The 12,194-nt window shown below is 73.5% G+C and carries 9 protein-coding genes and 1 pseudogene; 1 reads left to right on the top strand and 9 read right to left on the bottom strand.

From position 1 onward, the window contains the following. Positions 1-34: 34 nt before the first annotated feature. The 5 genes and pseudogenes from Prubr_RS29905 to Prubr_RS29885 form a co-directional block, all read right to left on the bottom strand. A complete protein-coding gene (locus Prubr_RS29905) occupies positions 35-1,738 on the bottom strand; it encodes an acyl-CoA dehydrogenase family protein (RefSeq protein ID WP_212818200.1) in 1,704 nt (567 codons plus the stop codon). A 63-nt stretch (positions 1,739-1,801) separates the two neighbouring features. After that, positions 1,802-2,176, bottom strand: coding sequence for a GntR family transcriptional regulator (locus tag Prubr_RS29900; protein WP_212818199.1), 375 nt, complete (start codon positions 2,174-2,176; stop codon positions 1,802-1,804). Positions 2,177-2,246: 70 nt separating this feature from the next. Further along, positions 2,247-2,917: pseudogene (locus tag Prubr_RS29895) on the bottom strand (thymidine kinase). A 37-nt stretch (positions 2,918-2,954) separates the two neighbouring features. After that, positions 2,955-4,361, bottom strand: a complete 1,407-nt coding sequence (locus Prubr_RS29890) for an MFS transporter (protein WP_212818197.1) — start codon at positions 4,359-4,361, stop codon at positions 2,955-2,957. 18 nt (positions 4,362-4,379) lie between these two features. Continuing rightward, on the bottom strand, positions 4,380-5,147 hold the full coding sequence (locus tag Prubr_RS29885; protein ID WP_212818196.1) for a glycerophosphodiester phosphodiesterase family protein: 768 nt from the start codon (positions 5,145-5,147) through the stop codon (positions 4,380-4,382). 117 nt (positions 5,148-5,264) lie between these two features. On the opposite strand from Prubr_RS29885, the gene Prubr_RS29880 reads away from it, so the two are divergent. Continuing rightward, the gene (locus tag Prubr_RS29880; protein WP_212818195.1) at positions 5,265-6,764 is read left to right on the top strand and encodes an Hsp70 family protein; all 1,500 of its coding nucleotides are present in this window, start codon (positions 5,265-5,267) and stop codon (positions 6,762-6,764) included. 59 nt (positions 6,765-6,823) lie between these two features. Here the strand turns inward: Prubr_RS29880 and Prubr_RS29875 are convergent, their stop codons facing one another. From Prubr_RS29875 to Prubr_RS29860, 4 genes are all read right to left on the bottom strand, one after another. Then, positions 6,824-7,468 (bottom strand): DUF305 domain-containing protein, encoded by a 645-nt coding sequence (locus tag Prubr_RS29875; RefSeq protein WP_343221528.1) that lies wholly within the window; start codon positions 7,466-7,468, stop codon positions 6,824-6,826. Between the two features lie 419 nt (positions 7,469-7,887). Continuing rightward, entirely contained in the window at positions 7,888-8,517 is a 630-nt protein-coding gene (locus Prubr_RS29870) for a hypothetical protein (protein ID WP_212818194.1), read from the bottom strand. 135 nt (positions 8,518-8,652) lie between these two features. Further along, on the bottom strand, positions 8,653-10,524 hold the full coding sequence (locus Prubr_RS29865; protein WP_246567831.1) for a dynamin family protein: 1,872 nt from the start codon (positions 10,522-10,524) through the stop codon (positions 8,653-8,655). Between the two features lie 100 nt (positions 10,525-10,624). Further along, positions 10,625-12,142 (bottom strand): dynamin family protein, encoded by a 1,518-nt coding sequence (locus tag Prubr_RS29860; RefSeq protein ID WP_212818193.1) that lies wholly within the window; start codon positions 12,140-12,142, stop codon positions 10,625-10,627. Positions 12,143-12,194: the final 52 nt, after the last annotated feature.

Genomic DNA, 12,194 nt, shown 5'->3' with positions numbered 1-12,194 from the left:
TAAACAGGAACCCGATCGCAGGTATACGGCGAAGCTAGGCCAGCAGCTCAAGATGATGATGCGCGTCGATCGCGATGTCGTCGCCGCGCAGCCAGCGCCGGGCCCACAGCCGGGCCGCCACCTCCGCCTGCTCGTCACCCCAGTCGGCCTGCTCGACCAGCAGCGCCGTCGTCAGGGCGTACGCCATCCGCAGCGCCAGCCCGCGCGCCCCGGCGACGACCTGCGCCGCCGTCGGGTCGGCGGCGACCTCGGTCAACGCCTCGCGGAGCCGGGCGGTCGCCCCGGCCAGGATGTCGGCGACGAGCGGCGACCGGGTACGGGCCAGGTCGGCGGCGGCGTCGAGCCGGCGTAGCAGCGGCGGGGCGGCGTTCTCGCGGGTGACGGCACGCAGCACGTCCAGGGCGAGCACGTTGGTGGTGCCCTCCCAGATCGGCAGCACCTGGGCGTCGCGCAGCAGCCGGGGCACACCGGTGTCCTCGACGTAGCCGGCGCCGCCGAACGCCTCCACGTACTCGCCGGCGGCCGCGGCGGCGAGCCGGCCGGTGGCGAGCTTGGCCAGCGGGGCGACGACGCGCAGTTCGGCGGCGGCGTCCGGGTCGGCGCCGACCTCGACCCGGCCGAGCAGCGCGAACGTGTGTCCGGTGAGGACGAACGCGCCGGCGGTGTCGACGGCGAGGGTACCGAGCGTGGCCCGGTGCAGCGGCGAGTCGGCGAGCCGCCCGCCGGCGATCTGCCGGGCCCCGGCGTACGCGAGGGCGTACGCCAGGCCGCGCCGCATGCCGCTCGCGGCGGCGGACGCGTTGTGGACCCGGGTGACGACGACCAGGGTCATCGCCCGGACCAGGCCGAGCTGGCCGGGGTCGCCGACCGGCAGCGCGTACGCGTCGCGCAGGCCGATCTCGGCGGTCGGCAGCGCCCGGGTGCCGAGCTTGTCCTTGAGCCGGTGCACGGTGACGCCGGGCGCCGGTGCGTCCGGTGCGGCGCCGGCGGCGAGCGGCGAGTCGGCGGCGTACCGGGGCACCAGGTACGGGGCGAGGACCCGGCTGCCGGGGCCGGCACCCTCCGGTCGGGCCAGCGCGATCGCCATCGCCGAGTCGGCGGCGGAACAGAACCACTTCTCGCCGGTGAGCCGCCAGCTCCCGTCGCCGGCCGGACGGGCGACGGTGGTGGAGCGGGCCAGGTCGGAACCGCCCTGCGCCTCGGTCATCCACTGCCCGCTGGTGATCGCCGTGTCGGGGTCGGTGCCGGTCAGCCGGGGCAGCCAGGCGTCGCGTACGGCCCGGTCGACATCCGGGCGGGACAGCACCGCCGCCGCCCCGTCGGCCATCGCCACCGGGCAGGAGAACGTCGCGGACTCCGGGGCGTACAGGTGCAGCAGGGCGTGCTGGACGACGCGGGCGGCGGCGCCCCAGGTGGCCCGGGCCTCGTCCTGGTACGGCAGGGCGACGACGGCGTGCCGGGCGGCGGCGGCCCGCTGCGCCTGCCAGCCGGCGCTGGTCTCGATCCGGTCGACGCGGGCGCCCCAGCCGTCGTAGCGGACCAGGGTCGGCGGGTGGTTCTCGGCGTCGTGGTGCGCGGCCCGCAGCGGCCCGTCGACCTCGGCGGCGAGCGCGGTCAGCCGGTCCTTGGCGGCGGCGTGGCCGGCCGGGCCGAGGTGCCGGTCCAGCCAGGCGTTGAGCTGCCGGTCACCGGCGTACGGGTCGGCCGGTGGGGGCGCGGACTGGACGTGGCGGGCCATCGATGGACTCCTCGGCGTCGGCGGCGGGGTCTGCCCGACGTTAGACCACCGGCCCGCCGATCGTCAGCCGCCGGTGTCGAGGGCGGCGGCGACCAGGGCCAGCGCCTGATCCGGCGGCAGGCCCAGCCGGCGGGTCAGCGCCGCGTAGTCGGCCGCCGCCCGCCGGGCCTCGTCCGGCACCCCGCCCGCCTGCGCGGTCACGAACGTGCCGTGCCGGCCCCGGGTCTCGACCAGTCCCGCCTGCTCCAGCTCCCGGTAGGCGCGGGCGACGGTGTTGGCGGCCAGCCCGAGATCCTCGGCGAGTCGGCGTACGGTCGGCAGTCGGGTGCCGGCGGCCAGCCGGCCGGTCGCGGCCAGCTCCGCGATCCCCGCCCGGACCTGCTCGTACGGCGCGACCGGCGACGAGGTGTCGACGGTGACCGGAAGGGAAGTGGTCATACGGCCCCCTCGCTACGCTCGGTGCCCGCACGACGTGCCCTGGGCCCGATGACGACCTCGCTGCGCTCGGTCATGCGCGCACCGGGCCGAGGTCGCCGGTGCGGTGGTGGCGCCGGCACAGCACCTGGTAGCGCACGTCGCCGTGGTCGACGGTGTCGCCGATGACGACCTGGGCGCCCTCCCGGGCCACCTTGCCGTCGACGATCCGGGCGTTGAGCTGCCCCTCCCGGCCGCACCAGCACAGCACCTCGACCTGGATCCGGGCGACCTCGTCGGCGAGTTCGAACAGCCGCCGGGCGGCCGGGAACAGTTCCGAGCGGAAGTCGCTGGCCAGCCCGAACGCGAACACGTCGACGTCGTAGCAGTCGACGAGTTCGGCCATCTGCTCGACGTGCTCCACGCTGTAGAAGCACGCCTCGTCGCAGATGAGGTAGTCGACCCGTTCGCCGTCGGCCCACCGGCCCCGCACCAGCGCCCGCAGATCGAGGTCGTCGGTGACCTCGATCGCCTCGTGGGCGAGGCCGATCCGGGTGGTGACCTGCGGCCCCAGCGACCGGTCGATGCGGGTCAGCACGATGCCGCGCCGGCCCTGCCGGGCGTGGTTGTAGTTCATCTGCAAGGCCATCGTGGACTTTCCGCAGTCCATCGGCCCCAGAAGAACTTCAGGGCGGCGCCGTGGCGCAGCCGGCCGTCGCCGGCGACCAGGCAGGCGGGGGACAGGGCGGAGTCGTCGACGGTCACGGTCGGGCAGCGTACCGGGAACGGGCCCGACCGATCATCACAGGACCCGGGGCGGAGTGTTGCCGGCCGCGATGATCGCCTTACGCATCGGCACCGCGAGCAGCAGCAGGAAGCCGACCACGAAGAAGATCAGCAGCGACACCAGGCCGACCCGGTAGCTGTTGGTGAGCTGGAACACCAGACCGAACGCCAGCGGACCGAGCCAGCTGGTGCCCTTGTCGCTGATCTCGTAGAAGCCGTAGTACTCGCCCTCCTTGCCGGCCGGGATGAGCTGGCTGAACAGCGACCGGCTCAGCGCCTGGCTGCCGCCGAGGACCAGACCGATCGCCGCGCCGAGGATCATGAACGGGATCGGCGCCTCGGCCGGCAGCCAGAACGCGGCCAGGATCACCCCGGTCCACAGCACCAGGCTCATCAGCACCGTCTTCCACGCGCCGATCCGCTTGGCCACGCCGCCGAGCAGCAGCGCGCCGCCGAACGCCAGGAACTGCACCAGCAGGATCGTCACGATCAGCGTCGTCTGGTCGAGTCGCAGCTCCTCGGTGCCGTACTGGCTGGCCAACGCGATGACGGTCTGGATGCCGTCGTTGAAGACCAGGAACGCCAGCAGGAAGAACAGCGTCAACGGGTACGCCTTGAGGCCCTTGATGGTGTGGCCGAGCTGCTTGAACCCGTCGAGGAGCACGTTGCCGCGTACGCCGCCGGCGGCCGCCTCCACCGACGGCCGCTCCCGCAGCCAGAACAGCGGGACCAGGGTGAACGCCGCCCACCACACACCGGCCGACACGATCGACCAGCGGGCCAGGTCCAGGGTCCGCTGCGGGTTGCCCTCCTCGCTGAACAGGGTGACGACGACCAGGTTCAGCATCAGCAGCAGGCCGCCGCCGAGATAGCCCAGCGCCCAGCCCTTGCTGGAGATCCCGTCCCGGTCGTCGGGGCCGCCGAGCTGCGGCAGGAACGAGTTGTAGACGACGACGGCCGCGCCGAAGCTCACGTTGGCGAACACGAACAGGGCGCCGCCGAGCAGGTAGCGGTCGCCGGTGACGAACACCATCGCGATCGTCGCGCCGGAACCGAGGAAGGCGGCGACGGCCAGCAGCCGCTTCTTGTGCGCCGACCGGTCGGCGATCGCCCCGGTGACCGGCAGCACGAACACGGTCAGGAACACCGACAGCGACACCAGGTACGGGAAGTAGGCGCCGGCGGCGACCTTGATCCCGAGCGGGTAGACGTATCCGGTGCAGTCGGCGGCGCCCAGTTCGCAGCCGGCCGCGACCTCGGTGATGCTGGTCAGGAACGGGCCGAGGAAGACGGTGATGACGGTGGTCGAGAACGCCGACATCGCCCAGTCGTAGAAATACCAGCCGGTCCGCTCGCGGCGGGTGCTGTGCGGCGGCTGCGGCGGCGTGGCGGTGTCGCCCGCGGCGGTGGCGGTGTCGGCCATCGGAGTTTTCCCGGGGGGTCAGGCGGTCCAGTGGCCGCGGCGGAGATAGACGTCACGCAACACGTCGACGTGATCGGTCATGATGCCATCCACACCCAGATCCAGTAACCCGTCCATCTGGGCGGGTTCGTCGATGGTCCAGACGTGCACGTGCAACCCCAGCCGGTGGGCGTACGCGATCAGCCGGCGGTCGACGACCGGGATCCGGCCGTACCGCACCGGCACCTGCGCCGCGACGACGGACGGCGGCAGCGTGATCCGCCGCCCGTGCAGCGACGCCAGCCGCAGCCGGGCGACCGAACGCATCCCGAGCGACGTCGCGATCGACGGGCCGGCCAGGGCCCGCAGCCGGTTCAGCCGGGCGTCGCTGAACGAGGCGAGCAGCACCCGGTCGCCGGCCCCGGCCCGCCGTACGTCGGCGACCGCCGGCTCGACCCCGGCGTCGGACTTCACGTCGACGTTGAACCGGACCTCCGGCCACGCGGCGAGCACGTCGTCCAGCCGCGGCACGACCGCCGCCCCGCCGACCCGTACCGCGGCGAGGTCCTTCCAGCGCAGGTCGGCGATGCGGCCGGAGACCCCGGCGACCCGGTCCAGGGTCGGGTCGTGCAGGACGACGGCGACACCGTCGGCGGTGGCGTGCACGTCGGTCTCGACGTACCGGTAGCCCAGCGCGACGGCCCGCGCGAACGCCTCGGCGGTGTTCTCGTCACCCTGCGCGGCGCCGCCACGGTGCGCGAACGCGAGCGGACCGGGCGCGTCGAGGTACGGATGGGGGTGCGGCACGGTGCGCAGTATGCCCGGCCCGGTTGGCCGGCGGGTGGACGACACCCGGCCGGGCGTGGTCGGCCCGGTGTTCGGCGGTACGCAGGGGACGCGCGCGGGCACAGTATCGTGACGCGCATGCGGGTGCTCGGTGTCGACTTCGGCACGTCCAACACGGTGGCGATGGTGCGTGGCCCGGACGGCCGGGCGCGGCCGTTGCTCTTCGACGGTTCGCCGTTGCAGCCGTCGTGCGTCTACCTCGACGCCGACGGGCGGATGCTGGTCGGCCGGGACGCCGAGCGGTCGGCCCGCATCGACCCGTCGCGCTACGAACCAAACCCGAAACGCCGCGTCGACGACGGTGTGGTGCTGCTCGGCGACCAGGAGCTGCCGTTGCCGCAGGTGGTCGCGGCGGTGCTGCGGCGGATCGCGACCGAGGCGCAGCGGCAGCTCGGCGGCCCGTGCGACGAGCTGCGGATGACGCATCCGGCGCAGTGGGGCGAGCGGCGCCGGGCGGTCCTGGTCGAGTCGGCACGGGCCGCGGGCCTGCCCGCACCCCGGCTGATCGCCGAGCCGGTCGCGGCCGCGTCGTACTACACGGCGGTGCTCGGTACGGCGGTCCCGGTCGGCCGGGCGCTGGGCATCTACGACCTGGGCGGGGGCACCTTCGACGCCACCGTCGTACGCCGCACCCAGGCCGGGTTCGAGGTGCTGGCCGAGCAGGGCCTGGGTGAACTCGGCGGCCTCGACTTCGACCAGGCGCTGGTGGAGCACCTGGGTCGCGGCTACTCGACCGACCACACGATGATGTGGAACTCGGTGATCAGCCCGGCCGACGCCGGTCAGCGCCGGCAGCGCACGCTGCTCTACGACGACGTACGCGGGGCCAAGGAGATGCTGTCGCGCACCACCAGCGCCGACATCCACCTGCCGGCGCTGGACATCTCGGCGCACATCACCCGCGAGGAGTTCGAGGCGCTGATCCGGCCGGGGCTGATGCGTACGGTCACCTGCCTGGCCCAGACGATCACGGCGGCCCGGCTGCGGCCGGCCGACCTGGTCGGGATCTTCCTGGTCGGCGGGTCGAGCCGGATCCCGCTGGCCGCGCACCTGATCCACAGCGAGTTGGGGCTGCCGCCGACGACGCTGGAGCAGCCGGAGACGGTCGTCGCCGAGGGGGCGTTGTGCTTCGGTGCCCCGACCGGCGGCGCCGGCCAGGGCCATTCCGGCGTGCCGCGGGCCGTACCGGCGCGGCCGGCACCCGGTCCGCCGGCCCGGCCCGGCATGGTGCGCCAGCCGGTCGCGCCGCCGCGCAGCGGACCGCCGTACCCGCCCCAGCAGCCGGCCCGGCCCGTGTCGGCGGGCCCGCCGCAGCCGACCCGCCCGGTCTCGGCGGCACCGGCGGGACCGCAGCCGCCCCGGATGGTCCCGCCACCGCAGCAGCCGCAGCCGGCCCGGCCACCGGTCGCCGCGCCGCAGCAGCACCAGCCGCGGCCGGTGCCGACGCCCCGACCGCCGGTGATGGCACCGCGCCAGCCGGAAAAGTCCTGGTACGAGGAGCCGGCGAAGGTGTGGACGCTGGCCCTGGCCGTCATGGTGGTCATCGCCGTCGTCGTGCTGCTCGTCTCGACCGCCTGAGCCGGCCGACGGCCGGGCACCGTCCGGTGCCCGGCCGTCCCCGGACCGGGGCGGGGTGACTAGAGGCGGCTCAGGATGTCGCGCATCGCGGTGATCTCGGCCTGCTGTTCGGTGACGATCCGCTCGGCGAGAGCCTTCGCGTCGGCGTTGCTCCCCTTCGCGATCTCCTCCCTGGCCATCGTGACGGCACCCTGGTGGTGGGCGATCATCATGGTGAGGAACTGCTGGTCGAACGCGGTTCCCCGGGCGTCGGCGAGGCTCTTCATGTCGGCGTCGGACAGCATTCCCGGCATCGGATGCGCCGTCCCCGGCGGAGACGTTCCGTGCCCGGCGCCCGGCATCGGCGCCGGCCGGCCCCACGCCGCCAGCCAGCCGGTCATCGTGTCGATCTCCGACTGCTGGGTGTCCCGGATCCGGTCGGCGAGCGCCTTGACGTCGGTGTTCTCGGCGCGGGTCTGCGCCAGCACCGCCATCTCCACCGCCTGCCGGTGGTGCGGGACCATCGTCTGGGCGAACGTCACGTCGGCGTCGTTGAACGTCGTCGTGGTGCCCGCCGCGGCACCGGCCGGCACCGTCGCGGCCGCGCCGTGATCGGTTCCGGAGGAGTATTCGCCGCCGCGGCCGCACCCGGCCAGCACGACGGTGACGGTGACGGCGAGCCCGGCCAGGACGGCACGACGCGGTACGACAGGAGGTGTCAACACAGGGCCTTTCGGTGTCGATGCCGGCAGCCTGTGGTTCCCGGTTCGCGGCACTCCATGCCGCCACCGCCGCCCGGCGGCCGGAGCCGCCGCGCACCCCGGGTCGGGTGGCCTCGCATGCCGCCGCCGCCCGGAGCCGCCGCGCACCCGGTCGGGTGCCTCGATCGTCTGCTGTTCCGGCACTCGACACGCCGGGTTCGGACTGCCTGGACAGCAGACGATCACGACGTCTCTCGACGCCCCGTTGCCGGCCAGCGCCGCAGGGGCACGGCGCGTGGCCTTGACACGGGGTTCGGCCGGAAGGACCTGCTGTTGCGGGCCACAGCGAATTCAGCGTGGATACAGCGAATCCGCTGTGGCCCGTGAAGGCGACAGGTGCCCCGCACGCCCGGCCCCCGGTCGGGCGGGGCCGCCGCCGGGCGTCAGGCCGTGCCGGGGGCCCAGAAGCGGGCCAGGTTGCTGGTCGCCGGGTCGTCCGAGGCGGCCAGGGTCGTCCACGGGTCGCCGCCGGCCGGGGTCTCGGTGCCGGCGTACGCGGCCAGGTCGTCGGCCGGCGGGGCATCGGCGTACGCCGTACCCGGGTCGGGTAGCGGGGCGGCGTCGCCGGCGCCGAGGGTGTCGGCGTCGGTCCACGGGAAGCCGTCGACCGGCTCCGGCGGGGCGCCGAGGTCGAGCGCCGGCGGGAACGTCGAATCCGGCCACGACTCGCCGTCGCCGTGCGGGTCGAGGTCGGGGTCGGCGCCGACCGGGGCGTCGGCGGGGCCGAAGCCCGACTCGGCGGCCGGTGCCGGCTCGTCGAGCCCGGTGTCCGCGTCGAGCGGTTCGGCGTCCGGGGCCTGGTCGACGAGGTCGCCGTAACCGAGCGGCGCGCCGAACGGCACCTCGGCCGGCTCCTCGCCGGAGGTGTCGCCGCCGGGCAGGTCGTCGGCCGGGCCGAACCCCTCGCTGGCGTACCCGTCTTCGGCGAACCCGCCCTGAAGGTCGTCGAGGTTGGCGGTGTCGCCGTCCTCGAAGCCGTCATCCTCGGGCCACTGGTCCCAGTTGTCGGTCATGACGCCTCTCCGCTGCACTCCGAGCCGTCATGACTCCACCCGAGCCAACTGATTCGCCCGCTCCGCTCGCTCATGACGCCTCTCCGCTGCACTCCGAGCCGTCATGACTCCACCCGAGCCAACTGATTCGCCCGCTCATGACGCCGCCTCCTGTGCCTGGGCGGGCTGGATCGCCCGGGCCCGGACGAGGACCTCGTCGACCTGCTTGACGCGGGCCCGCAGCGCTTCGCGTTCGGTCTGGAGCGCGGCCTTACGCTTGGCCCGGCTGGCCTTGTCCTCGGCCATCGCCTTGTCGATCGCGGCGATGTGCGCGTCGAGCTGGGCCAGCCGGCGCTCGATGGCGTCGTCGAGGGCCAGGGTCAGCGCGTACTGCAGGTCGGTGAACCGGTGCATGATCTCGTCGGAGATCGCGGCGCGGGCCTCGCCGAGCACCTCGCGCAGCCAGACCCTGGCCTGCTGCCGGTCGGTCTGGACGCGGCGCTTGTAGATGAGGAACGCGCCGGCGGCCAGGCCGAGACCGACGCCGGCGAACGGGATCAGCAGGCCGCCGCCGACCAGGGCGCCGGCGCCGAGCGCGGACGCGCCGGCCATCGCGCCGCGGCCGGCCATCATCGCCATGCCACCGGCCGACATGGCGATCATGATGTTGTCGCCGTTGCCGCCCTCGCGGCGGGGCTTGCTGGCCAGGGCGTGGCGCAGGGTGGCGTTGAGCCGGCGCAGCACGTGCTGGAGTTCGTGCGGCGCGAACACCTGGGCGAGGACCCGCTCGCCGACCTTGCGGAAGCGGAACTCCAGTTCGTGCGACAGCCGTACGGACAGCGCGTGCAGGGCCCGGTCGACCTCCTGGGGGAGGTTCTTCAGGTCGTCGCCCTTCGACTTCTCGATCTTGCCGAGGAAGTCCTCCTGGAGGCTGCTGACGTAGTTGCGCAGCCGGCCGGTGGCCTCGACCCGGGCCCGCTGGGTCTCGGTGTTCAGCGCCAGCGACCACTGGCGGGAGTCGGTGCGCTTACGGGCGGCGAGCGCGGCCCGGTCCTTCTTGGCCTTCTCGGAGTCGGCCGGGTCGGGGTCGGTGGCCTTCATCCGGTCGGTGATCTCGAGGTCGAGCCGGATGACCTCGGAGCGGATGGTCCGCAGCACGTTGGCCTGCTGGAGCAGGTGCCCCTTGCCGGCCAGGGCGATCAGGGCGTGCTGGAGTTCGGCGATCCGCGACTCGCGGATCAGTTCGGGCGCGGCCTCGCGGGGCAGCGTCATCGCGAGCTCGGCCAGCCGGGCCGAGACCGGATACCAGGGCGCGGACGCGAACCGGGGGGCGTGGGTCTGGAGCTGGCCGCGGTCGTCGTCCCAGATCGTCCGCCAGCCCGGGTAGGCGTCGGTCTTGGTCAGCGCGAACACCACGAAGTTGACCCGCTTGCTGGCCTCGATGAGGAAGTCGAGTTCGGGCTTGGCGAACGGCCCGGACGCGTCGACGACGAAGAGCAGTGCGCTGGCCTTCTCGACGGCGTCGAGGGCGATCTCGACGTGCATCGGGTCGAGGCCGCCGGTGCCGGGGGTGTCGACGAGCGTCAGGTACTGCAGCAGCGGGGCGGTGTGCCCGACCTCGATCCGCCGGGGCGGGCGGACGCCCTCGGGCAGCCGGCCGAAGGCGGTGCCCCAGTCGCGCAGGTCGTTCAGGCCGAGCGGCACCGGGTCCTCGCGGCCGGGCAGCCACGCCTTGGCGCCGGGTGTCTCGGCGTGCACGAACTCGAGGTAGGTGGCGGTGGCCACGGCGGCGTCCACCGGCGACAGGTTCGGCACCCCGATCAGCGCGTTGACCAGGGAGCTCTTGCCGCGCTTGGTTTCCCCGACGACCACGATGGACGGCCGGGTGACCTGGCGGCGGCGGAACGCGTCGATGTCGGCGGCGGCATCCGGGTCGATCTTGCGCAGGAACGCCTGCGAGGAGTCGACCGCCGCGGTGAGCAGTTTGCCCAGGGCCGCCTCGGGTTTGGCGTTGGCGGTCGTGGTCACATCGGGCACCTTTCGTCTGCGTCCGTGGTCCGCGCGGTCGCCGCGGCTACCGGATGATCAACTGGTGACGGCCGGACGGCCGCCCCGTACGCGTTGTTGTTCACCGCATGCCCCCGCCCGCCCGCATCTGCTGCGACAGCAGGTAGAAGCCACGGTGGGCGACGAGCGCCACCCGCGACTGGGCGGGGCTGGCACCGGCCACGGCGTAGACCCGCCACCGGGTCGCCGCCTCCAGGGCCGCCTTGACCAGCTGGTCGAGGCCGGCGTTGGGCAGGTTGAGGATCCACTGCGCGTCGTTGGACAGCGCCAGCCGGGTCAGCTCCTGCTCCATCGGCTCGGGCAGTTCCACCGAGCCGGTGGTGACCTGCTGGGCCACCTCCAGCAGCCGCAGCCGGTGGTATTCCGGCTGCTGGAGCACCCGCTCGATGGCGTCGCGCAGCAGCTCGCGGTCCTGCGGCCGTTCGGTGTGGCTGGCGATCTTCTCCAGGCTGGACAGGCCCCAGCCGGCCTTGATGGCGTCGGTACGCCACCGGAACGCCTGGTCGAGGGTCTGCTTCAGGCGCGGGAACCCGGACGCCTGGAACAGCATCCGGACCAGGTCGCCGCTGGCCAGTTGGGGCCGGGCGGCCAGCTGCGCGATCGCGAAGCCGATGCCGTACAGGTCGAGCAGCCGCAGCAGCCGTTCGCGCTGTTCGCGCGGCACCACGCACTCGCGGGACGTGAACAGGTCCACCGACGCGAGCAGCACCAGCCGCTCGCTCTGCGGCAGCTGACCGAGCGTACGCAGTGCCTCGCAGTCGGCGGCGGTGAGCCGGCCGGCCTCGGTGGTCTCGGCGAGCAGCCCGATCGCCGGGACCACGTCGGAGACGACCCGGCGCAGCACCTTGGTCTGGTCGGCGGCCAGCGGCCCGACCACCGGCCACGGGTCGGCCATCGCCCCGACCAGCTTGTCGACCTTGTTGAACAGGCCGAGGGAGTTGATGGGGTTGCTGGCCAGCCGGGCCGACACCGACCGGAACGCCTCCAGCGCCTGCAGGTCGTCGTCGCGGACCGACTGGGTGAACACGTAGATGATCGCCTCGGCGCCGGAGATCGCCCCGACGGAGTCGTCGTCGATGTCGTCGTCGAACGGGGCGCTGCCGTCGCTGAACAGGAACCGCTGCGCGTTGGCGCTGACCGCGGTGTTCGTCGAGGACAGACCCGGGGTGTCCACCACGGTCAGTTCGCGGAGGTGGTCACTGGTCAGTGTCACGTCGACGAACGCGATGTCGGCACGGGCCACCCCGAGCCGCTGCGGGATCATCCCCGACTCGTCCAGCGGAAGGCTGACCCGGTGGCCGTCGCGGCGTACGACGTCGACCCGGTCGGCGGTGCCGTAGCGGAACTGGGTGACGATCCGGGTGCACTCACCGACCTCCGTGGGCGCCACCCGGCGTCCGATTAGTGCGTTAACAAGTGTCGACTTTCCGGCTTTCAGACGTCCGGCGATGGCCACCCGCAACGGTTCGTCGAGCCGGCGACGAATGCCGAACACCTGCGCCTGAGCGCTGGGGCCGACTCTCGGACCAACTTCGTCACACAGAGCAGCGACACGGACACTGAGCGGACCTGGACCCATGACTCGTCAGCCGGCGGTACGGTCGGCAACAATGACGGGGGTCCGGTGGCCT

This window comes from Polymorphospora rubra (genome assembly GCF_018324255.1).
In the GTDB taxonomy this organism is placed as follows: domain Bacteria; phylum Actinomycetota; class Actinomycetes; order Mycobacteriales; family Micromonosporaceae; genus Polymorphospora; species Polymorphospora rubra.
Note: the sequence above shows the minus strand (reverse complement) of the source record. Positions and strands in the feature narration are given on the sequence as shown.